The organism is Dehalogenimonas sp. W, assembly GCF_037094495.1.
GTDB lineage: Bacteria > Chloroflexota > Dehalococcoidia > Dehalococcoidales > Dehalococcoidaceae > Dehalogenimonas > Dehalogenimonas loeffleri.
Map to the genome: position 1 here is coordinate 456,953 of NZ_CP146612.1, position 26,400 is coordinate 483,352.

Sequence of the window (26,400 nt, forward strand, 5' to 3'; positions counted from 1 at the left end):
GATATTCGGAGGCAAGGAAAAAGAATGCGACGTGGTTGTATATCCCTGGGCAATATTAAATGCGACGCCTGCGGGCGTGACATCAATTATCCCGAACGCTATCTGATAGTGGACGAAAAAGACGGCGAAGAAGTAGCCAGTAACGGCGACCAGATCCGCTACTGCGTGGACTGCGCGCTGGCCAAAGGCTATGCGCACTACCGTCAGGACAAGAACGACCGGGTACTGACATTTCTGCCGTAAATCACGGTGAATCAGACGTACCCGGCGCGGCTTCAAAATACCCGTCCGCCGAGACTCAAACTGGTTTGGGATCCAGGCCGTTCGGGTTTTCCGGTCTGCGGTTTTCGGGTTTCGGATTAAAATATTAATAATATGACTGAACGTATTTACATCGGTGTGGCCTGGCCTTACGCCAACAACCGCCTTCATCTGGGTCATGTGGCCGGGGCGTACCTGCCGCCGGACATTTTTGCCCGTTATCACCGCACCCGCGGCAGTGAAGTGCTGATGGTTACCGGCTCTGACCGCCACGGCACTCCGGTCACCATCCGGGCGGAAGCCGAAGGCAAAACCCCGGCTGAAATCGCCGATTATTATCACGCCAAATTCGTGGAAAACTGGGCAGCTCTGGGTATTACCTTTGACCTGTACACCCACACCGGCACCGACAACCATCGCGAGGTAGTTCAGGACATCTTCCTCAGACTGCTGGAGAAAGACTATCTTTACAAGGACACTGTCTCCCAGCCCTACTGCGCCGGTTGCCGCCGCTTTCTGCCTGACCGTTATGTAGAAGGCACCTGCCCTTCCTGCCGGACACCCGGCGCCCGCGGCGACCAGTGCGACGCCTGCGGCAAGCCGATGAATCCGGTGGATCTGATTGACGTCCGCTGCAAGCTGTGCGGCTCGGTTCCGGAGTTCCGGGAAACAGAGCATTTCTTCCTGCGGCTGTCCGCCTTTGAGAAACCCCTGCTGGAATGGATAGAAACTCAGGCGGACCACTGGCGGCTGAACGTCCAGCGCTTCACGCGCCAATATCTGAAAGACGGCCTGCGCGACCGCGCCATCACCCGGGACATCACTTGGGGGATTCCGGTACCGCTGGAAGGCTATGACGACAAGCGCATTTATGTCTGGTTTGAGGCGGTTATCGGCTATCTGTCCGCCAGCAAGGAGTGGGCGCAGAAGACCGGCGACCCCGAAGCCTGGCGCAAGTTCTGGCAACAGGAATGCAAGACCTATTATTTTATCGGCAAGGACAACATCCCCTTCCACACCATCATCTGGCCGTCTATTCTGATGGGTTACGGCGGGTTGAACTTGCCTTATGACGTACCCTCCAATGAGTTCCTGACCATGGAAGCCCAGAAGCTCTCCAAGTCCCGCAACGTGGCCATCTGGCTGGATGACTTCCTGTCCCGCTATCAGCCGGACGCGCTGCGCTATATGCTTTCTGTTAATATGCCTGACACCTCGGATACCGACTTTTCCTGGCGGGAATTCGTCCGCCGCAATAATGATGAACTGGTAGCCACCTGGGGCAACCTGGTCAACCGTGTATTGTCCATGCTGCAAAAGCATTTTGAAGGCAAGGTGCCGGAACCGGGCGAACTTGATGAACGCAGCAACGACATTATTGCCCGAACCGAGGCCACTCTCAACACCATGGATGAGCAGCTGCACGGCTGCAAGTTCCGGGACGCCATTAAAACCGCTATGGCACTGGCCGCCGAGGCCAACCGCTATTTGGATGAAAAATCACCCTGGAAAACGGTCAAGACCGATAAGGCCGCCGCCGCGCAGTCCCTTTATACGGCGCTGACGGTTATCTCCGGCCTGCGCACCGCTTTCTATCCCTTCCTGCCGTTCAGTTCGGCAAAGCTCCACGGCTTCCTGGGCTATGACGGCACCATCCAGGCCGACGGCTGGAAGCTGAGACGTCCGGTAACCGGCGCCGCCCTGAACCCGCCGGAAGCGCTGTTTATTAAACTGGATGAAGCCGTCATTGAGGAAGAGGCCGCCCGGCTCGGAATCGGCGTCTCCTAAGGCCGCAATGGCCGGACGACGATAGTATATAGTGTTATAGCCGACAACTGACGGCTGAAATCCTGGATATTGATTTACAGGTGGTTGTTGTGGACTTAAAAAGCATGTACAATCCGGTCGCCCGGGACCTGGCCGCGGTGGAAGCCAATTTCATCGGACTGGCGGATAAATGGCAGACTGAATTTCCGGAACTCCACGACATGCTGCGGCACACCCTGACCGGTGGTAAAATCCTGCGTCCGGCGCTCACCTTCCTGGCCGGCCGCTGTCTGGATGACAAAACCGACCGGATTCTCAATATGGCCACCGCTAACGAACTATTACACATTTCCACACTGATTCACGATGATGCCATTGACCATGCCGACACCCGCCGCGGCAAGCTGACCGTTAATAATATCTGGGGTCTGGAAAAAGCCATCCTGCTGGGGGACTTCTTGTTCGCCCGCGCTGGTGAATTTGCCGCCGCCACCGATAACCTGCGTACCGTCAAAATGTTCTCCAATACACTCCAAACCATCGCCGTCGGTGAACTGCGCCAGGCCAGGGATGTGTTCAGCCCCCGGCAAAGCCGGGAAGGGTATTTTCAACGTATTTCCGGCAAAACGGCCTCCTTACTGAGAATGTCCACCGAGTCCGGGGCAGTACTGGCTGACGGCACTGAAGAGCAGATTCAGGCGCTTTCCGACTTTGGTTACAACCTCGGGCTGGCTTTTCAGATTGTTGACGATATCCTGGACTTCACCGGCACTGAAAAGGAACTGGGCAAGCCGGTCGGCTCCGACCTCCGCCAGGGCACCATCACTCTGCCCGCCCTGCTGCTGATGGAACAGCAACCGGAGGATAATCCGGTCAAGGACTTCCTTGAGGGCAAAGACCGGGAGAACAGTATTATCCGAGTCATCAACATCATCAAGAGCACCGGCCTGATTGACGAAAGCTACGCTCTGGCCGTGACTTATTCCGAGATAGCCCTGGCCCTGCTGGACACCCTGCCGCCCAGCGTTTACCGTGAAACGCTGAAAAAGCTGACGTCTTATCTGATCAGGCGGAGGGTTTAGTAAAGCTTTCAGCCATCAGCCATCAGCTGTCAGCTTACGGTGGTCAGTCAGTAGTAGGCAGTATTCAGTATTCAGTATTCAGTTTTCAGTTAGCAGTCCCAAGTCTCCAGCCCCTGCCGAGAATGGCAGGTAATGACGCGGTACCGGTTTACCGAGACTGCTTCGCGTCCGTGCCGCTCGCAGAGACGAGAGGCGGGCAGTAGGCAGTTTTCAGTTGGCAGTATTCAGTATTGTTTCATTAGGGCGAGGCCGATTCATAATGCTAACCTCCAGCGGTAGAGCAGCGTTGTATATGATATGACTGCCTTGAACAACGGTTTGGTACTTTGGTAATTAACGGTTATTTTATGCCCGGTCAAACGTGCTCCGGATTTCCATTGCCCGCTTTGCCTTGTTATAATACGCGTGATTCAAATTAACTTAAGAAATTCAGGAGGCTATAATTTTGAAAACCAAATTTAAAGCGCTGTTCCGCGCCCTGCCGGTGATGCTGCTGGCGACGCTGGCGTTGACAGCGACGGTAGTGCCGGTAAGTGCGGCGATATCCGTTAATATTGTCGGCACACCTAGTGGAACCGTTTATTCTCAATTCACCGTTAGTGCCACAGAGGTTACAGCCAGCACCCAATATTCTATTGTCTTGTTACAGAACGGAATTGAACGATTTGCCGGTAACGTGACATCCGATGGAGACGGTAATATCCCTAACTCCCCGGTTCAAGTACCACCCGCGCCTGCAGGTTATCACAGCGTGTTGCTTAAGCAAGGCTCAGCCACTATTGCTACCGCCAGTACGACCTTTACCGTTTATCCATCTATAAGTGTTACACCAACTACCGCCCCGGTCGGTTCACAGGTTATGGTTAACGGCACTGGATACGCTCTAAATTCTCTTGTAACTTTGACCTTGGGCACAACCACTTTACAACCTCAAATCACATACTTACCAAATGGTAGTTTCTCGGCTTCTTTCACTGTTCCTCCAGTCGCACGCAATACACATAATATTTCCGCCAAAGACGCTTTCAACAATATCAACGTCAACATTGCCAGCCTTGCGGTCACGCCCGGAATTGCAAATATCACACCCATAGAAGGCAAAGTCGGAGACACCATTACCGTGACCGGCGGCGGCTTTACTGCCGGAGGGTCGGTGCAACTTTATTTTGATACCGTTAGTGAAGCCAATCTGCTGAAAACAATCACTGCCAATGCAAGCACCAGCACCAACCCCGGTGCCATCTCAACAACGATTGTCATTCCCGCAGCGGCACGAGGCAATCACAATATCATCGCCCGCGATGTATCTTCAACCACCAATACGCCCGGTAAGGTATATACCGTCACCCCTAAAATCATCCTTACCCCGGTGTCTGGCGCGGTTGGTTCAGCGGTGACCGTGACCGGTTCCGGCTTCAGTGCCAACACCAGCGTCAGCTTTGAATGGGATGGGAGCGCCATTTCCGGTGTCGCTGCCGTCACAACCAACGCCACCGGTGGTTTTACCAAGACTTTCAATATCCCTAACGCCACCAGCGGCGAACATACCATCACCGCCCGCGATGCTACAGGGCCAGCTGAGGCTGTTTATACGGTCGCTGCAAAAATCACCTTGAATCCGACTTCCGGCACCGCCGGCAGCACCGTGTCCGTTCAGGGCAACGGCTTCCAGACCATCGGTACGGTCAGCATCACCTACGACAACGCCGTGATGACCACCGCCACTCTGACCAACGGCACCTTCACCGCCACCTTCACCATTCCCGGCGGTGTAGCCGGTAATCACACAATCATGGCTACAGACGGCTTGAGCAATACAGCAACAGAAACATTTACCAGCACCCTGTCAGCCACCCTCAGCCCGATAACTTCAACCGCCGCGCCGGGCCATGTGGGTCAGGAACTGACGCTGACCGGCACCGGATTCCTGCCGACTTCAGCTATTACCGCCAGCTTCGGCACCAGTGCCATCGGCTCGGCGACATCTGACGCCACCGGCGCTTTTACCATCACCTTCAAAGCCCCGGCGGTTACCACCGGCAACCACACCGTGACCGTCACCGACGGCACCAACACCCGCACCTTCACCTTCGTCATGGAAGGCGTGGCTCCGGCAGCGCCGGTACTGGTGGCTCCGGACGGCGTCAACAAGCCCAAGCAGCCCATCGTTTATGAATGGGATGACGTGACCGATGATTCCGGCGTGACCTACACTCTGGAAGTCTTCACCAATGCGGAACTCAACATCCTGATCCTCAAGAAGGAAGGGTTGACCACTTCCAGCTACACCGCTACCGAGACGGAAAAACTCCCGTCCGTTTCCAAAGACGCACCTTACTACTGGCGCGTTATCGCTACTGACGGCGCGGGCAACGTCGGCGACCCTGCTACTCCTATCAGCTTTGTAGTCGGGTTCTCCTTTGCCGACCTGATTCCGGACGATGTTCCCACCTGGGCCTGGATTACCATCGGCGTATTCGTACTGCTTATCGCCGGCGGTCTGGGCTACTACTTCTACCGCCGGAGTTATTCCTACTAATACCTGACAATTAACGCTTCAGGAAGCCCCCTCAATTGAGGGGGCTTCTTTTTACTCTCTTTCAGGGTATTTGTGACCAAAGTTATTTGGACCTCACCGCGGATGACCATATAATGGGTTCAATTAACTAACAGGAGGCTTGAACATGATAAACCGCAGACTGCCAGTTCTATTATTGACGCTGATTTTATCTCTATCTGCGGTACTGGCCGGTTGCGGGTCCAGTGCCGACCCGGCGCCGACTACCAGCGCGCCACCAACGACTTCCGCACCGGCGACCACACCTGCGCCTACCACTACTCCACCGCCTTCAACCACCCCGGCACCGACGACAACGCCTCCGCCGACCACTACTGTGCCACCGGCGACTACGCCGACTCCGACCGGATTAATCGCGGATATTATCAACGCATCAAATGCTATTACCACCTACACGTTTAACGCCACGGCAACCACGACCACCAATGTCGCCGGATTCAGCATTGCCGCGACATCAGTGACTGACGGCCAGTTTGATCTCGCCGCCAACAAGGCTTACCTGAATACCGTAGTCACCGCTCAGGGTATTGAAACCAGGGTGGAGAATTATCTCGTAGATAACTGGACCTATATCAAATATCTCGCGGCGTTCGCGCCTCCCGGATTCAATAACGACACCTGGTACAAGATTGCCATGACCGCGGGTGAATGGCAGGAAACCTGGGACAATAACAGCCAGGCCGATCAGAACGCCGCGTTGTTTAACCAGGCGACGGTGACCATTATCGGCAGTGAGGTCATTAACGGGATTGACACCTATAAGATTGATCTTATACCGGACAAGGCCTCATTCCTGGCTTATATCCAGGCTCAGGGCACCACGGACGCCGAAGATGTTGCCAATGTGGAACAGGCGCTGCAGAACATCACTTTCACCGGCTGGGTGGCCAAGAACACTTCTTATATGATTAAGACTGAAATGTCGCTGACGATGACGATTGAAGGGGTGGCCACGCAGATACAATCTGTCAGCACCATCACCAATATCAATCAACCGGTCAACATTACTCTGCCGGCCGCTGCGCTGGCAGCCACGGTCCTCGCACCGTAATCTCTCAAACACAGGCTAAGCAGGCAGGGCGGCGATTGCCGCCCTGCCATTTTTGTAGTGAATTAAATGTGCTTCAGGCGTCATTGTTCAGCAAAAAGTCCCCGACTATCTGTATTGATTAGAAATCCCTGAACGCGGCATCAATAGTCCTACCGGCCGCCGAAGGCGGCGCGGGGACGGTAACCGTCGGCGGCTTTGAGCGTCAGCGCCAGGCTGATGAGGTAGTCATCGTGGCCACGGGACGGGTCAACGTAGAAGTTCATAGACCGGTCAGGATGATAATCCGCCGCGGCATTCTCCAGTTGCCGCCAGCATTCTGTGCCGTCCAATGAGGCATCACGGTTGTAAAGGGTCAGCCGACCGGTACTGGCCGCGGCGAGCATTTCATAGCCCAGCTCACTTTTCGTCTTCCGGGTGAAAACGAAGGAAACGACTCTATTCCCCAATGATTGTTTCAACAGACCGGTCAACGGCTGTCCCAGACCGGTAGCGTCCGCCACCAGCCGCCGTAATTTCCAGGTCTGGGCGACAGTTGCGACGCTATTCACCAGCTTGTTAGCCGGCAGGCCGGTCCAGGCATAATGACGCACTACCCGGACAAGAGAGTCACCGGCAGCGCCCGGATTGATTTCAGCGATGGTCAGCACCGAAGAATCGGCAGCGGCGGCAGCATCACCGCCCAGATCCAACCCGGCGACATAGACAGCTCCGGGCTGCGGCATCCGGCTGGCCGGATATTGTCCGGCTAACGCCATCAACTGGGTGTCTGACAAAAAGCCGCCGCCGGAAGATACCGGCAGCAGAGCGTACTGGGTACGGAACATCGGATGGTTTTCGCCCAGCCGGGCCAGTTCATTTTCCACGTGCGCCTTATAGAACGGCCGGCAGGCGGCCACCACCTGCCAGTCAAAATGAAAGTGTCTTTTGATACCATCCCGCTGTTCCAGCGCCAGATTGGTTTGTTTGACCTCCCCCAGCAGTGTATCCGCTTTCCACGGCGTGCCGTAAAGTACGGTGGTAGCATTGGTCACCGCGGTCATGGGCTTGAAGTCCCGGTTGAATTTATCAATGGTCACATCCTGAGCTTCATCCACCTCAAGCAGCAGGTGCGCGGTGTTGCCGACGACATTGGCCGGTGGTGAGGCGGACAGGAAAATACACCGAGCTTCTCCCAAACGCACGGTATTACCGGTTTCAATGCGATAATCGCGGAGTGATTCGTTACTATCCAGTCGCCCGCACAACCGGTGCAGGGAAATCAAAGCCTGGGGGTTGAAGGTGGGAGCGCATTTGACGATATTACGCGGCTCCTTAGCACTGAAATTCAGGAGTATGGCCTCAATCCAGGCGGAGAGTTCATTCTTGCCGCCCTGCCGGGCGATTTCCACCGAGAAGGTCAGCCCTCTTCTGTAAAGCACACTGTCCAGAACGGCGTTGATGATTTCGCGTTGATACGGGAAAAGGGTCACGGCGGTCAATGGTATTTCTCCTGAAAAGCGAATGAAACGAAAGCCCGCCGACCGGCGGGTAAAAACGCGGGAACAGGGCTTCGGACGTCAACCTTCCAGAAACTCTTTAGCAGCGGCAACCGGCACGACCACGCCGTTCAACAGTTCCTTGAGGGCGTTGACTATGCCGTTATGGTCCTTGACGACTACATACCGGCGGCGAATGACAACGTTGGACAACGTGTTGATGGCTTGAACCATCAACTTGATGTTATCCGGATCAAGAAACTCCAGCTGGCGGATTTTAGAACGCAAAAGGGCGATTTCCTCATCCAGTCCCTGGATTTCTTCGGCCTGGGACAGAGATTCCTCCCGTTCATCCGGGAGCGGACGAGCATAGAAGCCATGGGTAACGGCGTTGCGGTTGCCGGGCTGGCCACCCCGACGACGAGGATTTTCAGGGGTTTTGGATTCGGTTTCCGGAGCGGGGTTCGGCTGGGGTTGGGCTAAATCTGTATTATTTATCATGGTATGTATTTTAGTACTTCTGTATGTATTTGTCAATAGGCAAATGTCTCATTTTGGGGATATATTTTTGCCGGCTGTCAGCTGTCAGCCATCAGCTTTCAGCGGAGGGGCACCCCGTGGCTCCCCGGCTTTCGCCGAGGATGACAGACACGCCATGCGGGAAATCCCAAGCTCAAAGCATCAAAATTCAAAAAACTACACAGGGTACCTACGCTGGCAGGCTATATTTGCAGGATTGCCACAGCCGCCTCGGCGGCCTCGCAAAGACAGCTACGGCAAGGAAACCGAGATTGCTTCGCTGCGGCTCGCAATGACGGAGGGTATGAGGTATGAGCTATCAGCTGTCAGCCATCAGCAGTCAGCGGAGGAGTACCCCGTGGATCCCTGGCTTTCGCCGAGGATGACAGACACGCCATGCGGGAAATCCCAAACTCCAAGCTCCAAATAACAAACAATATCTAATATTAAAATTCAAAAACCCAAACACGGCACCAGCGTCGGCAGGCTATACTTGCAGGATTGCCACAGCCGCCTCGGCGGCCTCGCAAAGACGGGTGAGAGTTGTCAGTTGTCAGTATTCAGTATTCAGTATTCAGCAAGCCGTTCGTTCATTGACAGGCTCAGGACGAACGGACTTCCATAACAGAGAGAGAGGGGACTGCTTTCGCAGCCCCCTCTCTCCCCCAGCGGATTAAACCTGTTTACAGGTTTCTCTTGATGTCTTCAAATTCCTCTTTGGTTATCTCGCCCTTAGCGTAACGCTCTTTGGCGATATCCATCGGCTCCCGCCGCGCCGGAGTACCGCCGCCGCCGGTGTTCAGATTGCCGTTTTTCACCAGAGAGAACACTCCCCATATGATCAAGCCGATAACCACGACCCATAGAATCATCATAAACCAGCCTCCTCCGAATAAGCCCCAGTCATGCATATACCACATTGCTCCTCCTATTGTTGACTATTCTAGTATATTTTAACTGCTTTGTCTGTGACACAGGTCACTCCTGCGTTTATACCTATTACCTACATTACCCATTATAAATGTCGGATATGGATAAAATATGGAGATGGTATGCGTTTTTTGTGAACAATCCATCTCAGTCAAAGCGCGGGCCGGTGATATCGGCGTTGTTATTAAAGCCCCGGCTTTCCCAGTAACCACGAAAAGCCGTATCGGTTGAAAGCTCAATCCGGGTAACCCACTTGGCCCATTTATAACCGTATTTACCCACGGCCACTACCTGAAAAGGGAAACCGCGGGACGGCGGAAGGGTCAGATCGTTAATCTTCAACGCCAGCATGATGTCCTGGCTTTGAATATAGGCCAATTCCAGTGAGGTGTAGCCTTCCGGGACATCGGTGGTGTAAAAGATGACGGTATCGGCTTCGGCTTTCACCCCGGCCAGAGCGAAGATGGAAGCCATCGTCGGCCCGGTCACCTTGGCAACAAACTCCCAACCCTCAACACAGTGCAAAGTAATCAGCCGGGACTGCTGAGGCAAATCCAGTAAGTCCTGATAGCTCAGGGTGACGGCATTGTCGGTCAAGCCGTTTACGGTTAAAACATAGGATTCCCGGTCAATGGACTGGGTACCGGCCAAGGCATTATTGCCCTGAAGGCGCATCGGCGTCAGTTCCACGCCCTGAAACTCGGTAGCTTCAACTTCACCGGCCGGGGGAACGTATTCTTCACCGCAGCCCACTAACACCAGACTGCCTATCAGAAAAAACGACAGAAACAGACCGAGTTTGTCACGATTAATGCTCATTAATGCTGCCCCTACTCTAATGACTGCAAATACAGAATCAGGTCGTCCAGGTTTTTGTCCGACATCTGCCACTGCGGCATCTGGTATTCCAGTTCATTACCCGCCGGGTCCAGCCCGTCGGTTATGGCCTGCTTAATGGTTGCCACAGTGTATGGCTCGTGTTCTTCATGCTGGCCGGTTAGTTCCGCCCAGGTGATATCGGGAACGTCAAAAGACTGCATCATGAAGAATATTTCCCCGCCGTGCCCCTGCTCGCCGTGACAGTTAACGCAGGCCAGCCGCATCATGGTACCCGGGCCGCCGCTATAGGTGATGAACTGGCCGGAGCTGGATACGGCATAAAAATAGATGCTTTGGCCATTCTCAAGGGCGGCAACCGTGGGATCCGGGGTGCCAGTCGGATCAGGGTCTCCAGAAGAAGTGCAGGCCGCAACGACCAGCAGTGCGGCAATAAAGACACCCGTAGTGATAAAACTGAACCGGCTTTTCATTATCAGCCTCCTGAGTAATTGACGATAATCCATAATTGGGACATACCAAAACCCAATACCCGATTTTATTCTACGCCCGCCGCGGCATGATGGAAATAGGTATTACTACCTGTTTTTGGCGAACCAGGGGCCTAATTGTGTTAGATAGCAGCTAAAATTTGGGGTAGTGACGCTTTAGTGGTGCGTTGACAAACGAACCGTGGGAGAATATCATCACCTTCAAAATAGAAGTATTCGGAATGTCCGAAATATGGACGTTTAAACGAGTCAGGGAGACTAAATGCCGATTTATGATTACAAATGCCGCGTCTGCGGCCAGATAACCGAACTGATGGTGTCGTACGCGGGTAATTGTACTGATTTTACCTGTGCCGCCTGCGGCAGTGCCGAACTGGAAAAACAGCAGTCCATTCCGATCGTGCTCCACCGGTGCAATCCCGGTGGTAAAACCTGTTGCGGCGCGGAGGAACGGTGCGAAACTTCACCGTGCCACAGCGGCGGCGGGCATTGTCACGGACATTAATCGGCGCAGAATAACCCGTGGATAAACGAAAAGACCTCATCAACGCCTACAAACAACGCAAGATACTCGGCGGTGTTTTTAAGGTGACCAATACTGTCAACGGCCGATACCTGCTGGACTCCGCCGCGGATATTCATGCCAGACAGAACTCCTTTAATTTCTCCGTGTCCACCAATAATCCGTTTGACTACAAAATGAGGGCGGACTGGCAGGCCTCCGGCGCCGCCGCTTTCACCTTTGAGGTGCTGGATACGCTGGAGAAGAAGGAAACCCAAAGCCAGGAACAGTTTATTGAGGACTTGAAATTCCTGGAAGAAAACCAGGCTGAGAAACTGGATTCAACGCTGAGATACTAGGCCAGCGAACGTCCCAATTCGGCTGCCTGTTTCAAGATTTTGCTGCGATCAAGTACCTGACCTCGGTAATAAACACCCAAAACCGGCAATTCTGCCGCGGTCTCATAACCCAGTGCCGTCATTGAACGGCGCAGCGTTTCCAGCGTCAGATCCATGCCGCTGTCTTTTTCGTCGGTCTGTTCCCCGATGGCAACAAGCACCACCCGACGGCCCTGCCCGGCCAGCCGGGAACGCCATTCGCCCGGCCGCTGCGGTCCGAACTCATAATAGCAGTACAGCCGGTCAATAAAGGCCTTCATCAAGGCAGTCATATTGTAATTATGGATGGGGGTAACCAGCACCAGGGTGTCCGCCGTATCAATTGCCCGATAGACCTGTTGCATATCATCATCCAGACCGGTACACCGTTTGGCGGCACGGCACTGCTCACACCCGTTACAACTGGAGAAATGCAAGTCCCGCAAGCAGACCACCCGGGGCTGCGCGCCGGCCTTCGCCGCCGCTCCAAGTATCTCCCGCAGCAGGGCATCAGAATTGCTGCTATGCCGGGGGCTGCCGCTGATACCGAGGATTTTCCGTCCAGCACTATTCATTACCGTATTATTATACATCGCAGCGCCTCACCGAAAAACGGCAGAATACCCGCCATCAGCATTCCCGGGGATAACTTTTCGCTGTCATCGGCGTTTTAGATGTTAGAAGTCGGCTTGAGGTTGATGCTCTATGAAAAAGTTCGGATTACTCGGTTTATCTTTTTTGGTACTCACCTCCATCCTAGTCATTCCCGGTTGTGCCGGTGATAAAAACGATCCAGCATCCGGCCTGCCCACGTTTACTTCGGAAAAAGCCTTAGTTTCCGCCTTCACCCAGGCGCAAAACAGGGGATACGCTGGCAACTGGTGGGCTATGGAGGCGATGCCGCCGGTCCCGGCCGCGCAAGCGGATGCCGCGGGAGTAGCCGTCAACAAAGCTTACTCCGACACCAATGTCCAGGTAGCCGGTGTGGACGAAGCGGACATCATAAAAACCGACGGCAAGTATATTTACGCAGTATCCGGCAGTGTTATTTATATAGCTCACGCCTATCCCTCTGAATCAGCCGAAATCGTCGGGCAAATCGCCATAGAAGAATTCTCACCCCAGGAGCTTTTCATTGACGGTGACCGTATCCTGGTATTCGGTTACACCTATACCGGCTATACGGAACCGGGCTATCCGATTACAATCATGCCTGACGATATGATGCCGGGCAGCTCATCTATTATCTACCCGTACCGGACCGGCCTGACATCGGTAAAACTTTACGATATTAAAGACCGTTCTAATCCCGAATTACTTAAGAGTATTGATATAGAGGGATCTTACCTGACCTCGCGGAAGATAGGATCTGACGTCTATTTCGTGATCAATTCTTATCCCAACTACTCTGATATCAAGCCAACCGCCAGCGATCTTATCCCGGGTTACCGGGAGACCAGCGGCGATTCAAAGACGCCCGTTAGTCTTAAGCCCATCGCCAGCTACGATCAGATCGGGTATATCCCGCCGGTCCAGGCGGCCAGCTTCATCACGATTGCCTCATTATCAATGACCGATGCGGATAAAGCCGTCAGTAAGACAGTCATCGTCGGCAGTGGAGAGAATGTCTACGCCTCGGCTGATAACCTGTATATCGCCCAGACCTCATGGCCGGTCTACGACGGCATCGGCCTGCCGATTGCCGATCAAACTCAAAACACGGTCGTTACCAAGTTCTCTCTAAAGGCCGGTGAGATCATTTACCAGGCTGCCGGAAAAGCAAGAGGGCACATCCTGAACCAGTTCGCCATGGATGAATACGACGGTTATTTCCGCATCGCCACCACCATCAGCGGCTATGTGAACAACCGGGATACCTCAACCAATAATGTTTTCGTTCTTGACGCCTCCCTGAAGGTAACCGGAGCCCTTGAAGATGTCGCCCCCGGAGAAAGCATTTACGCCGTGCGTTTCATGGGCAAGCGCGCTTACATGGTGACTTTCCTGCATGTGGACCCGCTATTCGTTATTGATCTGGCGCAGCCGGAGGACCCAAAAATCCTGGGGAAATTGAAGATACCGGGTTACAGCAATTATCTTCAGCCTTACGATGAGACCCACCTAATCGGTATCGGCCATGAGGTGGACCCCAGCATAGACGCCGGGATGGTCCACACGGAAAACGCGGTGTATTACACGGCAATTCAGGGTGTTAAGCTGTCCCTCTTTGATGTGAGCGATGTGAGCAACCCGGTTGAAGTCTACAAAGAAGTAATCGGCGACCGAGGCACCGAGAGCCTGGCGGCCAGCGAACACAAGGCATTTCTCTTTGACAAAGAGTCCGGTCTGCTGGTGTTACCGGTTACCGTGGCCGAGTTGAAACCGGGTCAGCCCAAGAACATGCAGGGAGAGTATGTCTTCCAGGGCGCTTATGTGTATAACCTGACGCTGAACGGCGGTTTTTCCTTACAAGGCAAGATCAGCCATTACGATACAAACGAGATTTTCCAAAAAAGCGGGGAGTATTTTTACGGAGGATCGGGCCAGATAACCCGGAGCCTGTATATAGAGAATGTCCTTTACACGCTGTCCCAGTCCAGACTTCAGTTGAATGATCTTGCCGACCTGTCAATTTTGAATGTACTGGCTTTAGACTCAAAGTAGATGACAATCGTCACCCTGGAAAAATCAATTCAGATTGACAATGGCCAGGAAAAATACGTTGATGAATAAATGTATCAGGAAGGCCGGCCAGAAGGAGCCTCCCCGGTAGGCCACATAACCGAATAAAATCCCGGTCAGTATGGTGCTGATGGTCTCCAATTCCGGCTTGCCGAAATGAAGCAGTACGAAAGGTATCATCTGTACCAGGATGCTGGCTTCTTTGAGCTTTTCCTTGAGACCGAAAAGCAGAAAACCACGGAAGATATACTCCCATCCAATCAGGTATACGGCGATTTCCAGGCAGTATCCGAGGAAATTATAATTCTCTTTGGTGTAATAACTCCGAAAGTCACCGAGGTAAGAGGCAGCAATGAGGATGGGGACACAAAGCAGGCAAATAACGATAACATAAGGGCCCCATATCCTGATCTTTCCCAGCCCCAACCCGAAATCCAGAGGGTTTTTCTTTAAGAGAAGAAGCACCACCACCGGAATGATGGCGTAGTAAAAGAAAGAACTGAACCAGTAATTCCAGACAGGGTGATACGAAGCGAAAGTCAGCAGAAGGACAGCGGAAGAAAGAATGATGGTCTCATTCCTGTTCACCGCGAGAAAGGCCAGAATATTCCGGAATTCTTTTGCCAGGTGTGTCACCGGTCAATGATTAGCCGAAATAGAGGAGCAAGTCAAGGATATTGTTGCCCACAGTCTGCCGCGATAGCGTTATTTGTCTATGGATTTTCGTATCGGCTTGATGCAGGTTTTAGAGATCACGTTCTGGCTACGGTTTTTCTTTGGCCTCTGGTGGCTGTCTCATTCCATTCCCACAAAACGATTATACATCTCAAAAAACACTTATTTTAAGGCATATATTTCAAAAAACGATTACAATGCCCCCAACCCTGCCGCATTATTGCCCATCCACGCAAAAATGTGACACACCGGAATTATGGCGTAGTCCACCCGTGGCTACGTGCCGGCCTTCGCCGCCGCTCCAACTATCTCCCGCAACAGGGCATCAGAATTACTGCTATGCCGGGGGCTGCCGCTGATACCGAGGATTTTCCGTGCAGAACTCATCATCACCGCTATATTATAATACAATGCGGCGATGAACGAGACGTAAACACCAAGAATAAAATCCTAATAAAAATAAGGAAGATAATAGAGATGTATTTATTAACGGGTTTAATCTATCCGGACAACCCCAAGTTTCTTGATGAGGAAGGTGTCTTGAAGGGCATCGAGAACTTGAATCTTGAGAGCATTGGAGTTTTTCTTTCAAATGTAGAAATTGAAACAATTCCTCGCAAAACAGGGTATATGGGGGGTAATAGACGGTTCGCATTCTCCTTATCGAATGGAGATAATGATGCAGTTGCTCAGTGCTTTGCTGATGCCATGATGTTTGCACTCGCTGTTATGTATGATATTGGAATTGATAACCCACCCGTTCCTCTGCGGATAAATAAAGACAATGTCAAAATTGGCGAAATTATACAAAGACAAGATATAGTAAACTGTAAGAACAATTACGAGAAAAATGAGCTACTTTATCACGAAGCGATAGGTGTTCCGCACATTATATTAAGTCGAGTATTTCAAGCAATACCCATTTTCTTCCTCAATCCGCCAATGATGAATTCAGGTAGTTTTTATAGGGAAAGTATACTAAAAATATGGCTCTGCGAAGATGATGTATCAGAATTGTCACTGGATGGTGATACTCCAACTTCAGTAGTGGAAAAGACAAATATTGAAACGGCATACCAAAATGCTTATAAAGCTATTGAAGCGATCATTGGGGAACCTTCCAGCGATAAGGATAAATTCAGAAATAAATTGAAAGCTCAAGGTATAAATCCTGATGAGATTATTGGTTATGATGCTTTGAGGGGAATAAGGGAAGAAACGATATTCAACAAAATCTTGAATATGCAGGAAACCAGAGATACAAAGGCCGCGCATGGAAAAACTGGGCGGCCAAGAGATATCGGCTATCTCGAATTAGCCGATAAGCAAAAACTTGCGAAATATATCATACTCCGGACTGTCTCACATTTATCTCAGTGAATGCGTTTAAAACCTAGAGCGCCTTGTTAATCACAAGGCGCTCAGCTTATATCCAGAATATTTTCAACTACACTAACTCAGACTGTACTAACACTTCGTAAACCCGCACCCCGGACAAATGAAGCACCCTTCCTGATAAACCAGGATACTGCCGCATTCAACACACTGCCCGGCGATATTCTTGACCAGGCCAAAGTCGTTGATAGCCTTTTTCTCACCATGACCGTTGCCATTGCCGTTACCTTTGGTTTCCGGCTTGCCCTGCTCCAGACAGTGCTCAATGACCGTGGCGATAGCATCGGCGCAGGAGAGAACACTCTTGCCGCCGTCCCAGGCAATGGACGGACAGCGGATGCCTTTGAGCTGCTTGGCAACGGAATCCGGGGCGACCCCTGACCGCAATGACAATGAAGCCAGACGGCAGGTGCTTTCAAGCTGAGCGGCGGCGCAGCCGCCGGTCTTGCCCAGATGCGAGAAAACCTCGCAAACGCCGGTTTCATCGGAATTGACGGTAATATACAGCGTGCCGCAGCCGGTATTGACCTTTTCGGTAAAGCCGTTAGTCACTTTGGAGCGCTTGCGCGGGCCGGCGGGTTTGGGCGCGGGCATGACCGCCTCAACCTTAGCCGGTTCAGCTTTGCCGGTGGACATCGGCTGGTCAGCCTTGCAGCCATCACGGTAGATGGTGATGCCCTTCAGGCCTTCATCAAAGGCCATCAGATACACACCCTCCACGTCCGGCACGGTGGCATCAGCGGGGAAGTTGACCGTCTTGGAGACGGCATTGTCAGTGTATTTCTGGAAAACGGCCTGCATCATGACATGCCCCCTGGGGGTGATGTTATGGGCGGTGACAAAGAGTTTCTTCACCTCCGCCGGAATCTCGGTCATATCTTCCAGATGCGCGCCTTCGGCAAGTTTCTTCATGAGGTCCTCGGAGTAGAAACCGCCGTCCCTGGCGGCGCGTTCAAAGCACGGGTTGACCTCAATCATGCGGGTGCCGTCCATGATGTTGCGGGTGAAGCACAGCGCGAAATGCGGCTCTATGCCGGAGGAACAACCGGCGATGATGGACAGTGTGCCGGTGGGAGCGATGGTGGTGCAGGAGGCATTACGCATCTTCACCTTGCCGTCATACATGCTGCCTTCGTAGGCGGGGAAAACGCCGCGCTCGGCGGCCAGGGCCTCGGAGGCGCGGTGGGATTCACTCTGAACAAAGCCCATGACCGCTTCAGCCGTGGCCAGGGCTTCCGGTGAGTTATAGGAGATACCCAGGTCAATCAGCATATCGGCAAAGCCCATGACGCCCAGGCCGATCTTGCGGGTGCGGCGGGTCTGCTCGGCAATCTGTTCCAGCGGGAACTTGTTAACGTCAATGACATCATCCAGGAAACGGACGGCGGTGCGGACGGTGTAGCCCAGCTTGTCGTAATCCACTTCTTTCTTACCGTTGCCCTTCACCATTTTGGACAGGTTGACCGAACCCAGGTTGCAGGACTCGTAGGGCAACAGCGGCTGTTCGCCGCAGGGATTGGTGGATTCTATTTTACCCAGTTGCGGAGTGGGATTTTCAGCATTGATGCGGTCAATAAAGACGATGCCGGGGTCACCGGTTTTCCAGGCCAGCTGGACAATCTGGTCAAAGATGGCCCGGGCCTTGCGGCGGGCGAAGACCTCCCCGTTATGGGGGTTGACCAGGTCATATTCACCATTATCCCGTACCGCTGCCATGAACTTGTCGGTAATGGCCACCGAAAGATTAAAGTTGGTCAGGACCCCGGCCTGCTGTTTGGCGGTGATGAAATGCTCAATGTCCGGATGGTCAATAGACAGGATAGCCATATTGGCGCCGCGGCGGGTGCCGCCCTGCTTAATGACATCGGTGGCCACGTCAAAGGCGCGCATGAAGCTCACCGGGCCGGAGGCGACGCCGCCGGTGGTGCCGACACGGTCGGATTCCGGGCGCAACCGGGAGAAAGAAAAGCCGGTGCCGCCGCCGGATTTATGAATCATGGCGGTGTGCTTCACGGCGTCAAAGATGCTTTCAATGGAATCCTCAATGGGCAGCACAAAACAGGCGGACAACTGCCCCAGCTCCCGTCCGGCATTCATCAGCGTGGGGGAATTGGGCAGGAATTCCAGCCGGGCCATCAGGCCGTAAAACTCGTTTTCAATGTCGCGCACATCGCATCTGGGGTTATAGACCAGCTCGGCGGCGGCTACGGTGCGGGCGACCCGGCGGAGCATATCTTCCGGGGTTTCAATGGGATTACCCTGCTTATCTTTTTTCAAATAACGCTTATTAAGCACCGCCAGGGCGTTTTCAGCCAGAGCGACCTTCTCAGGCACCTCGCGGTGCCCGGTGGTTTTAGGTTTGCGGGTGGCGGTTGTGGTCATGGTTTTCTCCTTTTTAACAAGTTTGGGGGTTGGCGCCTCTTTTACAGGCTCAGGGCGAACAGGTTCTTGCTCAGGTATGGCCGCAATAACCGGCGCAGCAGGAGCTTCCGCCACAACCGGAGTTTCGGCCGGCTTCACGGCGTCAATGATATCCTTGACCATGGCCTCAATCTCATTCTCAGTGGCGGCAATCGGCTGTTTGGCGCCGGCGGGCATAAAATCTTCCATGCCGGGCAGCGACACCGGCTTCTCCAGACGGTCTATGACCCGGGCGGCGATCTCCTCTACCTTGCCGCGCTCGGCAATACCCATGGCTGAGGCCTGGTTGAAGATGATCTGGGCGATGCGGTTCTTATCAACAATGGGCTTACCGGATGGTTGCGGTGTCATGGCTTTTACTCCGTTTTGCTTTCTTTATTTCAGTATCCAGCAGCAGCGGCAACTGGGAGCGGGTGTCCGGCTCCGGGCGGCCGATGAGCTTATCCACCATTTCCTTAAACTCGGTCACATCGGTAAACTTGCGGTAGACCGAAGCGAAACGGATATAGGCGATGTTATCAATGCTTTTAAGTTTCTCCATCACCTTATCCCCGACAGCAGAAGAGGATATTTCGGCGCGGCCGGTTTCAACCAGTTCCGCCTCAATTTCATCGGCCAGTTTGTCCACCGTACCGACCGGCATCGGGCGCTTTTCCAGCGCCTTGTGCAGACCGCCCAGGAGCTTGTCCTTGCTCCATTCCTCCCGGCGGCCGTCCTTCTTTATTACATAGACGGCGGTCGGCTGGATACGTTCATAGGTGGTGAAGCGGTAGCCGCAACCCAAACACTCCCGGCGGCGGCGGATGCCGTCTTCCACGTCACGGGAATCCACGACCTTGAGCTCATTCTGCAGGCAGTTGGGGCAATTCATACCATGTAAATCCTAATCACCAATTTCTAAATCCCAAATAAATCCTAAGTTTCAAATATCAAATTTCCAAAATATTTTTTGATTTTGTATTCTGACATTGTTCAGAAGTTACATAATGGATATTAGAAATTGTTTTCTCAAACACCATCTATTGTGTCGCCTGTGTAATGTACCACCAGATATAGTGGTTGTCAATAGGTAAATCGTCCTATTTTTCAAAGCCGGCAACGACAGCACGGAAAATATATTTTGATTTTGACCTCGCCGCGCAGGGTAATATAATTTTTACTTAAGAGACAGATATGTGTGGGTTTAATAACGGTACTAACTTCCTTTCCAAGCCAGCGACGGCAGCGCGGAATACTATTTGTATTTTGTTCTCACCGCGCCGGGTAATATAATTTTACTTAAGCGAAGAATATGTATGGATTTAATAACGGTACTAATCAATCATTGACAGTGTTAAAACAGCGGTGTTACAATCTCCCCGATTTCGCATGGTGCGCGATGCCTCTTCGAGTTCCGGTATCTAACGTCAGGTCAGTGATCACGATGCCGGTGCCGAAAAGCCGCAAGGCTTTGAGGGTGTGGGTGGAAACGCCGACACCTCCCGATTGGAAAGGAGAGTCTGGTCATGCATAAAAATATGATATTTGAAGACGCCCTCAGATGAGGCGTCTTTTTTATTTCCCGGAAGTTGTCCCAACCAACAAACTAGACACAGGAGAGGTGAATTAATGAAACACAAAAAAGCCCTTTACGCGGTTTTCGCCTGTCTGCTGGTGCTGTTACCGGTTTTAAGTGCCTGTACCCAGGACACCGAGGAACCAGCGCCGACAACGACCAACCCGCCCAATAATGAAGAGGCCCTGTTGCCCGAGACTCCGGGAATTGACGCAACACTGGTCTATGCCAGTCAGTGCGCTTCCTGCCACGGCACTAATCGCCAGGGCGGCGTCGGCCCCGGTTTAACCAAGAATATCACTATTGCCTACCTGAGTCAGTGGGTACCGACCCACCGCACCGGCGTCCAACTGGACCCGCGTCTGGCCAATTCCCTGATTAACTGGTTGAAGGTTAATTCCACCGTTTCCACCGTCCCCCAGCCCACCGAACCGGCTTTCGTGTACGCCCTTAACTGTACCGTCTGCCACGGTGCTACCCGTTCCGGCGGCAACGGCGGCCCGTCTATTAAACCGGATAACCTGACCCGGCTGACCGAAGGCTTCCTGGCGATTTTCCTCCAGGGGCATTACAAAGGCGTAGACCTGGTTCAGGATCAGCGGGATGCCCTGGCTGAATGGCTGAAAGCTACCCCGTAGGTTCCGCCCGGATCAAATGACATTGAACGATAAATAAGTTCCTACTCTAAAGGAGATAAAATGGATATTGCTAGCCTGAGAAAACCTGAACTGACCCGCCGGGATTTCATGAAAGTCGCCGGTATGACCGCCGCCTACTTCGGCATCAGCCAGGCGCTGACGCCCCAGATTGTCCAGGCATTGGAGAATAATGCGGGTAAGGCTGCGGTTATCTGGCTGGAAGGCCAGAGCTGCACCGGTTGTACCGAGTCCTTCCTTAATAACCTGGAACCCAGCGCCACCTCCATCCTGCTGGATACCATCTCGCTGCGTTACCACGAAACTGCCATGGCGGCTTCCGGCCACCAGGCTGAGGCCGCCCTGCAGGCGACGATCGCCGAGGGCGGTTATGTCCTGGTTATTGAGGGCTCAATCCCGCTGGCGGAAGACGGCGCGTTCTGCACCGTGGCCGGCAAACCCTTCACCGAAATCGTCCGCGAGACCGCCAAGAACGCCGCCGCTATCATCTGTGTCGGCGCCTGCGCCACCTACGGCGGCATCCCCCGCTCCGGCCCGACCGATGCCGTGGGTTACTTGTTCCGCGGCAAGGAACTGCATCACTACTTTGATGATGTCGGTGCCAAGCCGGTCATCAATCTGCCGACCTGCCCGCTCCATAACGAACGCCTGACGGCCACGATCGTCCACTACCTGACCTTCGGCACCGTACCGGAACTGGACCAATACAACCGGCCTTATGCCTTCTACGGCAAGATCCAGCATGACAACTGCACCCGCCGCGGCAATTATGATACCGGCCGCTTCGTCACCGATTTCGGCAATCCCGACCAGCACGGTTTCTGCCTTATCCTGAAGGGCTGTAAGGGCCCGGTGGCCAAGCAGGACTGCTGGGATCGGAAGTGGAACAACCGCGGCAATTACTGTATTGACGCCGGCCATCCGTGTGTAGCCTGTTCCAATCCGGAATTCTATGAAGATACCAGTCCTCTCTATGCCCATAATTATGACTTCGGACTGCCGCCGCTTTAATGCCGGCGCAAGAATAAACAGAGGACGGATACCCAACGCTAATTAAGGGAAAGGTAAACAGATATGACACGAATAGTCGTTGATCCATTAACCAGAATTGAAGGCCACCTCCGGATTGAGGTTGAGGTGGAAAACGGCGTCGTTACCGATGCCTGGTCGGCCGGCACCATGGCCCGCGGCTGGGAGAACATCCTCGTCGGCCGTGACCCGTGGGATGCCCCCTATGTCACCAGCCGCGTCTGCGGTGTCTGTGAAGGTGTTCATACAATCGCCTCCAATCAGGCGATTGAAGACGCCTTCGGTATTGAACTGACTGAAGCCGGCCGGCTGATGCGTAATCTGTTCTCCGCCGGTTATTATGTCCACGACCATTTTATCCACTTCTATGTCCTCTCCGCGCTGGACTTCCTGGATATCATGGCCATCGCTTCCTATGAAGGCAGCGACCCCGGTCTGCTGGCCATTAAGAGCAAGATTGTCGGCCTGGTGGTGGCCGGAGACACCTCTCCCTTCACCCCGCGTTACACGCCCGATGAATTCTCCGTCAGTGATCCGGAGACAGTCACCACCCTGGTGTCACATTACCTGAAGGCCGTGGAATTGAAGGCCAAATCCCAGAAAATGCTGTCCTACCTTACCGGCATTCAGCCCCATCCGAATGCGCTGATGCCCGGCGGCTGTACCGCTACCCCCAGTGTTGAAATCCTGATGGATCTCAAGAAACTGTGGCAGGAACAGGCTGACTTTGTTAATAACGTGTATGTGCCCGATGTGATGGCGGTGGGTTATGGGCCGCTGCTGCCGCTGGCGGCGGCCGGTTTCGGCGCCACCGATGGCAACTACCTGGCCTTCCCGATGCTGCCTCAGGGCAGTTCCGCTGCCGCCGGCGATATTTCCTTCGGCGGTTCCAATCCGATGTTCCGCGGTGGTGTTATCAAGGCCTCCGGCCCGCGCGGTACCCTGACTGACATCAGCGGCCTCACCATTGAGGACGTGGATTACAGTCAGATCACCGAGTCAGTCACCCATTCCTGGTATGATTACCCGGCCGGTACCGACGCACTCCATCCGTCCGAGGGTGTCACCGCCTTCAATCTCAAGAAAGAAGGCGCCTACTCCTTCCTCAAAGCGCCGCGTTATGATTCCATGACTATGGAAGTTGGCCCGCTGGCCCGCGGTATGGTCAATAAGTTCCCCGCACTGGTGGACTTCTTTAACGCCGGCGGCCGCGAAGGCGTGGTCGCCCGTCACCTGTGCCGCGCCGTCATCTCCAAGCAGATTATCAACGACGGTCTGGCCTGGATTGACCGCCTGATTGAGCTGCGCCTCAAAGGCCCGCTGGTGGGTATGAATGAAAAAGCGGTGCCCAAAACCGGCAAGGGCATGGGCGTCTGGGATGCCCCGCGCGGCGCACTGGGTCACTGGATTGAGGTGGACAACCACCGCATCAAGAACTACCAGCTGGTAGTGCCGTCCACCTGGAACGCCGGTCCGCGTGATGAAAACGGCGTCAAAGGCCCGTATGAGCAGGCGCTCATCGGCGCGCCGGTACCTGACCTGGACAACCCGATCAATGTAGTACGCATCATCCGGTCGTTTGACCCCTGCATTGCCTGTGCCGTCCACCTGATTGACCCGCATACCAATGATGTTAAAGTGGTCAAGGTTTCCTAGACCGATAATAACCGTTTCCCCCGGAAAAGCGGCAGAAAATCTTCTGCCGCTTTTCCTTCTAAACTGGATTTTGGCAGGATAGATGAGTTCACAAAGCGAAACCAAAACGGAACAAACGCTGATACTGGGTATCGGCAATGTCATCATGAGCGATGAAGGATTCGGGATTCATGTACTGCGTGACCTGAAACAATACACCTTCCCCGACCATATCCGGCTGCACGACGGCGCCGTGGCCGGTTTTGACCTGCTGGGGTATCTGGAAGGCGTAGAGCGGCTGGTTATCGTGGATGTGATGATTACCGACCTTGAACCGGGTGAGATTGGCTGGATGGAAATGGATGCCCGTTTCAACGCACCGAACAAAACCGACCTGTCATTTCACCAGATAGGCATCATTGAACTGCTGCAAATAGCCGAACTGATCGGCTACAAGCCCCGGGTCCAGTTCCTGGTCACCCGACCGGAGAAACTGGAGTGGGGTTTTGAACTGACTCCGAAGGCACGGCAGGCGGCCGATAAAGCCGTGGCTTATCTGGTGGAAAACTTCAACGGCCGCCCTGCCGCAAATGCTTGATTAACCGACCAGATAGCCGCCGTCGGCTACTATGGTAGCACCGCTGATAAAGTCCGCCCCCTGCGACGCCAGGAACAATGCCACCCGGGCAATGTCATCCGGTTGACCGATGCGGCCCAGCGGGATGGTGGCGACCACCCCTTGCAGCATCCCCGCCAACTGCTCCTGAGTCAGCCCCGCCGGTGCGGCGGCACCACTGGTCATGATAGGACCGGGGGCAATGGCGTTGACGGTAACGCCCTTAGGCGTCCATTCCTGCGCCAGCGCCTTGGTCAGCATCACTACGCCGCCTTTAGAGGCATTGTAGGCTGCCAGGTTGCCGGTGGGATGGAAGGCGTCCACTGACGCCAGATTGATAATCTTGCCGCCGTGACCTTTTTCCATCATCGCTTTGGCCGCAGCCTGAGCGAAGAACATGGTGCCCTTGAGATTAATGTTCAGGGTACGATCCCAGATTTCCTCGGTCAAGTCAGAGGCACTGGAAAAAGGATAAACACCGGCATTGTTCACCAGAATGTGCAGGTCGCCAAAGGCGGCCAGTGTTTCCTGAATGGTGCGTTGGGCACTGGCCGGTTTGCTGGTGTCGGTCTGGTTTTCACGGGCTTTAAATCCGGCGTTGCGAATCTCTGCCACGGTGGCGCGGGCATTGTCCAGATTGATGTCCGACACCACGACATTAGCTCCGGCCTCCGCCAATCTGAAAGCGATAGCCTTGCCGATACCGGCGGCACCGCCGGTGACGATGGCGGTTTTACCGCTCAGGTCAAAAAGCTGGCTGATAGTCTGTTCCACGGAAAGCCTCCTTCTGAATTTCCTGTTTATTATTATAACACCGGGTACTAGTACCTCACAGAAGTATTTTACTGCAAAAGGTATTGACATCAGGTGTATAATTGTAGTAATTAACTAAGATACTACAGTTTACCATCAAGATAAGACAGGATCTATTCCGGGACAGCGGTTATCTGAAGGAGACAGCGACATGACGGGCAACGTGATTGAAATTGAGAAACTCACCAAGATGTACGGCAAGAACCGCGGCATCACCGAGGTTTCTTTCAACGTACAGGAGGGGGAGATCTTCGGCTTCATCGGGCCGAACGGCGCCGGCAAGACCACTACCCTGCGGCTGCTGGTCGGTTTAATCTTCCCCACCAGCGGCAGCGCCCGGATTTTCGGTCAGGACGCGGTGGCCCACGGCGATACCATCCGGGCTGAGGTGGGCTATCTGCCTTCAGAAATCTTTTATTACGAGAATATGAAAGTCATTGACCTGCTGAACTACTCCGCCAGTTTTAATAAAAAAGACAGTACCAAACGCATCAAGGAATTGTCCGAGCGGCTGGAACTGGACGTTAACCGCAAAATTGATGAACTTTCCTACGGCAACAAGAAAAAAGTGGGCATCGTTCAGGGACTGTTGCACGCCCCGAAACTGATTATTTTGGACGAGCCGACCTCCGGGCTGGACCCGCTGATGCAGCATGAATTCTTTGAGATCATCCGGGAAGAGAATGCCCGTGGCGCCAGTGTGCTGTTTTCCTCTCATATCCTGAGTGAAGTGCAGCGGCTGTGCGACCGGCTGGCAATCATTAAAGAAGGCTCTATCATCCGGGTGGACGAGGTGGCCACCATCAGGAATGAAGCCTACAAGAAGTTCAAAATCATCACCGCCGACGGCCTGAATGAATCTAATCTGCCGATGAGTGAAATCAACGATTTCCGGCATGAAGGCAATGAGTTTTCCTTCATTTACCGGGGCAATATCAACTCAATTATCAGGGCTATTTCACAGCATGAGATTATAGATATCCAGATTGAGGAACCCACGCTGGAAGAGATCTTCATGCATTATTACGAGTAACCGACCGGTATTGAGGCAGA

Annotated in this window: 24 protein-coding genes and 1 riboswitch; of the genes, 14 read left to right on the forward strand and 10 right to left on the reverse strand. The window is 53.5% G+C overall.

Annotated elements, in window-relative coordinates; translation table 11 throughout:
- Window positions 1-24: 24 nt before the first annotated feature.
- The 5 genes from V8247_RS02305 to V8247_RS02325 all read left to right on the forward strand — a co-directional run bounded on the left by V8247_RS02305 (window position 25) and on the right by V8247_RS02325 (window position 6,739).
- Window positions 25-243, forward strand: a complete 219-nt coding sequence (locus tag V8247_RS02305) for a hypothetical protein (RefSeq protein WP_338738372.1) — start codon at window positions 25-27, stop codon at window positions 241-243.
- A gap of 132 nt (window positions 244-375) precedes the next feature.
- Entirely contained in the window at window positions 376-2,049 is a 1,674-nt protein-coding gene (gene metG / locus V8247_RS02310) for a methionine--tRNA ligase (RefSeq protein WP_338738374.1), read from the forward strand.
- An 89-nt stretch (window positions 2,050-2,138) separates the two neighbouring features.
- A complete protein-coding gene (locus tag V8247_RS02315) occupies window positions 2,139-3,110 on the forward strand; it encodes a polyprenyl synthetase family protein (RefSeq protein WP_338738376.1) in 972 nt (323 codons plus the stop codon).
- A gap of 445 nt (window positions 3,111-3,555) precedes the next feature.
- Window positions 3,556-5,649: a hypothetical protein gene (locus V8247_RS02320; RefSeq protein ID WP_338738378.1), complete on the forward strand. Its 2,094-nt coding sequence runs from the start codon at window positions 3,556-3,558 to the stop codon at window positions 5,647-5,649.
- A gap of 145 nt (window positions 5,650-5,794) precedes the next feature.
- Window positions 5,795-6,739 carry a DUF6612 family protein gene (locus V8247_RS02325; protein WP_338738379.1) on the forward strand — a complete coding sequence of 315 codons (945 nt, stop codon included), beginning with the start codon at window positions 5,795-5,797 and terminating at the stop codon, window positions 6,737-6,739.
- Window positions 6,740-6,888: 149 nt separating this feature from the next.
- Here the strand turns inward: V8247_RS02325 and V8247_RS02330 are convergent, their stop codons facing one another.
- The 5 genes from V8247_RS02330 to V8247_RS02350 form a co-directional block, all read right to left on the reverse strand.
- Entirely contained in the window at window positions 6,889-8,208 is a 1,320-nt protein-coding gene (locus tag V8247_RS02330) for a hypothetical protein (RefSeq protein ID WP_338739283.1), read from the reverse strand.
- Window positions 8,209-8,295: 87 nt separating this feature from the next.
- A complete protein-coding gene (locus V8247_RS02335) occupies window positions 8,296-8,715 on the reverse strand; it encodes a hypothetical protein (RefSeq protein WP_338738380.1) in 420 nt (139 codons plus the stop codon).
- Window positions 8,716-9,416: 701 nt separating this feature from the next.
- Complete coding sequence (locus V8247_RS02340; RefSeq protein WP_338738381.1) at window positions 9,417-9,608, reverse strand: SHOCT domain-containing protein; 192 nt, start codon at window positions 9,606-9,608, stop codon at window positions 9,417-9,419.
- A 202-nt stretch (window positions 9,609-9,810) separates the two neighbouring features.
- The gene (locus tag V8247_RS02345) at window positions 9,811-10,482 is read right to left on the reverse strand and encodes a molybdopterin-dependent oxidoreductase (protein ID WP_338738382.1); all 672 of its coding nucleotides are present in this window, start codon (window positions 10,480-10,482) and stop codon (window positions 9,811-9,813) included.
- 11 nt (window positions 10,483-10,493) lie between these two features.
- Window positions 10,494-10,973 (reverse strand): cytochrome c, encoded by a 480-nt coding sequence (locus tag V8247_RS02350; protein WP_338738384.1) that lies wholly within the window; start codon window positions 10,971-10,973, stop codon window positions 10,494-10,496.
- 280 nt (window positions 10,974-11,253) lie between these two features.
- On the opposite strand from V8247_RS02350, the gene V8247_RS02355 reads away from it, so the two are divergent.
- Both V8247_RS02355 and V8247_RS02360 read left to right on the forward strand, forming a co-directional pair.
- Complete coding sequence (locus V8247_RS02355) at window positions 11,254-11,496, forward strand: FmdB family zinc ribbon protein (RefSeq protein ID WP_338738386.1); 243 nt, start codon at window positions 11,254-11,256, stop codon at window positions 11,494-11,496.
- Window positions 11,497-11,513: 17 nt separating this feature from the next.
- Window positions 11,514-11,852, forward strand: coding sequence for a GIY-YIG nuclease family protein (locus V8247_RS02360; protein ID WP_338738388.1), 339 nt, complete (start codon window positions 11,514-11,516; stop codon window positions 11,850-11,852).
- Here the strand turns inward: V8247_RS02360 and V8247_RS02365 are convergent.
- Window positions 11,849-12,463: a flavodoxin family protein gene (locus V8247_RS02365; RefSeq protein WP_338738390.1), complete on the reverse strand. Its 615-nt coding sequence runs from the start codon at window positions 12,461-12,463 to the stop codon at window positions 11,849-11,851. The genes V8247_RS02360 and V8247_RS02365 overlap by 4 nt on opposite strands.
- A 112-nt stretch (window positions 12,464-12,575) precedes the next feature.
- Between V8247_RS02365 and V8247_RS02370 the strand changes: the two genes are divergently transcribed.
- Window positions 12,576-14,534: a beta-propeller domain-containing protein gene (locus V8247_RS02370; protein ID WP_338738392.1), complete on the forward strand. Its 1,959-nt coding sequence runs from the start codon at window positions 12,576-12,578 to the stop codon at window positions 14,532-14,534.
- A gap of 24 nt (window positions 14,535-14,558) precedes the next feature.
- On the opposite strand, the gene V8247_RS02375 is transcribed toward V8247_RS02370, so the two are convergent.
- Window positions 14,559-15,188: a CPBP family intramembrane glutamic endopeptidase gene (locus tag V8247_RS02375; protein ID WP_338738394.1), complete on the reverse strand. Its 630-nt coding sequence runs from the start codon at window positions 15,186-15,188 to the stop codon at window positions 14,559-14,561.
- A 378-nt stretch (window positions 15,189-15,566) separates the two neighbouring features.
- Between V8247_RS02375 and V8247_RS02380 the strand changes: the two genes are divergently transcribed.
- On the forward strand, window positions 15,567-16,607 hold the full coding sequence (locus V8247_RS02380; RefSeq protein WP_338738396.1) for a hypothetical protein: 1,041 nt from the start codon (window positions 15,567-15,569) through the stop codon (window positions 16,605-16,607).
- A gap of 87 nt (window positions 16,608-16,694) precedes the next feature.
- On the opposite strand, the gene V8247_RS02385 is transcribed toward V8247_RS02380, so the two are convergent.
- Entirely contained in the window at window positions 16,695-19,394 is a 2,700-nt protein-coding gene (locus tag V8247_RS02385) for a vitamin B12-dependent ribonucleotide reductase (protein WP_375340871.1), read from the reverse strand.
- Window positions 19,372-19,914, reverse strand: coding sequence for a transcriptional regulator NrdR (gene nrdR, locus V8247_RS02390; protein ID WP_338738398.1), 543 nt, complete (start codon window positions 19,912-19,914; stop codon window positions 19,372-19,374). Before nrdR ends, V8247_RS02385 begins: the two co-directional genes overlap by 23 nt.
- 501 nt (window positions 19,915-20,415) lie before the next feature.
- Window positions 20,416-20,555: riboswitch (molybdenum cofactor riboswitch) on the forward strand.
- A 96-nt stretch (window positions 20,556-20,651) separates the two neighbouring features.
- Here nrdR and V8247_RS02395 point away from each other — a divergent pair.
- The 4 genes from V8247_RS02395 to V8247_RS02410 all read left to right on the forward strand — a co-directional run bounded on the left by V8247_RS02395 (window position 20,652) and on the right by V8247_RS02410 (window position 24,516).
- Entirely contained in the window at window positions 20,652-21,236 is a 585-nt protein-coding gene (locus V8247_RS02395) for a cytochrome c (protein WP_338738400.1), read from the forward strand.
- Between the two features lie 60 nt (window positions 21,237-21,296).
- Window positions 21,297-22,265, forward strand: a complete 969-nt coding sequence (locus tag V8247_RS02400) for a hydrogenase small subunit (protein ID WP_338738402.1) — start codon at window positions 21,297-21,299, stop codon at window positions 22,263-22,265.
- Between the two features lie 63 nt (window positions 22,266-22,328).
- A complete protein-coding gene (locus V8247_RS02405; RefSeq protein WP_338738404.1) occupies window positions 22,329-23,939 on the forward strand; it encodes a nickel-dependent hydrogenase large subunit in 1,611 nt (536 codons plus the stop codon).
- 82 nt (window positions 23,940-24,021) lie between these two features.
- Window positions 24,022-24,516 (forward strand): hydrogenase maturation protease, encoded by a 495-nt coding sequence (locus tag V8247_RS02410; RefSeq protein WP_338738406.1) that lies wholly within the window; start codon window positions 24,022-24,024, stop codon window positions 24,514-24,516.
- Here the strand turns inward: V8247_RS02410 and V8247_RS02415 are convergent, their stop codons facing one another.
- Window positions 24,517-25,308 carry an SDR family oxidoreductase gene (locus tag V8247_RS02415; RefSeq protein WP_338738408.1) on the reverse strand — a complete coding sequence of 264 codons (792 nt, stop codon included), beginning with the start codon at window positions 25,306-25,308 and terminating at the stop codon, window positions 24,517-24,519.
- Between the two features lie 190 nt (window positions 25,309-25,498).
- On the opposite strand from V8247_RS02415, the gene V8247_RS02420 reads away from it, so the two are divergent.
- On the forward strand, window positions 25,499-26,380 hold the full coding sequence (locus V8247_RS02420) for an ABC transporter ATP-binding protein (protein WP_338738410.1): 882 nt from the start codon (window positions 25,499-25,501) through the stop codon (window positions 26,378-26,380).
- The last annotated feature ends 20 nt before the right edge of the window (window positions 26,381-26,400 follow it).

Bases quoted from the DNA above. Each gene is read 5' to 3' on its own strand.
- V8247_RS02305 (WP_338738372.1), top strand. From the start codon at position 25: ATGCGACGTGGTTGTATATCCCTGGGCAATATTAAATGCGACGCCTGC.
- metG (WP_338738374.1), top strand. From the start codon at position 376: ATGACTGAACGTATTTACATCGGTGTGGCCTGGCCTTACGCCAACAAC.
- V8247_RS02325 (WP_338738379.1), top strand. From the start codon at position 5,795: ATGATAAACCGCAGACTGCCAGTTCTATTATTGACGCTGATTTTATCT.
- V8247_RS02335 (WP_338738380.1), bottom strand. From the start codon at position 8,715: ATGATAAATAATACAGATTTAGCCCAACCCCAGCCGAACCCCGCTCCG.
- V8247_RS02340 (WP_338738381.1), bottom strand. From the start codon at position 9,608: ATGATGATTCTATGGGTCGTGGTTATCGGCTTGATCATATGGGGAGTG.
- V8247_RS02345 (WP_338738382.1), bottom strand. From the start codon at position 10,482: ATGAGCATTAATCGTGACAAACTCGGTCTGTTTCTGTCGTTTTTTCTG.
- V8247_RS02350 (WP_338738384.1), bottom strand. From the start codon at position 10,973: ATGAAAAGCCGGTTCAGTTTTATCACTACGGGTGTCTTTATTGCCGCA.
- V8247_RS02355 (WP_338738386.1), top strand. From the start codon at position 11,254: ATGCCGATTTATGATTACAAATGCCGCGTCTGCGGCCAGATAACCGAA.
- V8247_RS02365 (WP_338738390.1), bottom strand. From the start codon at position 12,463: ATGTATAATAATACGGTAATGAATAGTGCTGGACGGAAAATCCTCGGT.
- V8247_RS02370 (WP_338738392.1), top strand. From the start codon at position 12,576: ATGAAAAAGTTCGGATTACTCGGTTTATCTTTTTTGGTACTCACCTCC.
- V8247_RS02380 (WP_338738396.1), top strand. From the start codon at position 15,567: ATGCCGGGGGCTGCCGCTGATACCGAGGATTTTCCGTGCAGAACTCAT.
- V8247_RS02385 (WP_375340871.1), bottom strand. From the start codon at position 19,394: ATGACACCGCAACCATCCGGTAAGCCCATTGTTGATAAGAACCGCATC.
- nrdR (WP_338738398.1), bottom strand. From the start codon at position 19,914: ATGAATTGCCCCAACTGCCTGCAGAATGAGCTCAAGGTCGTGGATTCC.
- V8247_RS02395 (WP_338738400.1), top strand. From the start codon at position 20,652: ATGAAACACAAAAAAGCCCTTTACGCGGTTTTCGCCTGTCTGCTGGTG.
- V8247_RS02400 (WP_338738402.1), top strand. From the start codon at position 21,297: ATGGATATTGCTAGCCTGAGAAAACCTGAACTGACCCGCCGGGATTTC.
- V8247_RS02405 (WP_338738404.1), top strand. From the start codon at position 22,329: ATGACACGAATAGTCGTTGATCCATTAACCAGAATTGAAGGCCACCTC.
- V8247_RS02410 (WP_338738406.1), top strand. From the start codon at position 24,022: ATGAGTTCACAAAGCGAAACCAAAACGGAACAAACGCTGATACTGGGT.
- V8247_RS02420 (WP_338738410.1), top strand. From the start codon at position 25,499: ATGACGGGCAACGTGATTGAAATTGAGAAACTCACCAAGATGTACGGC.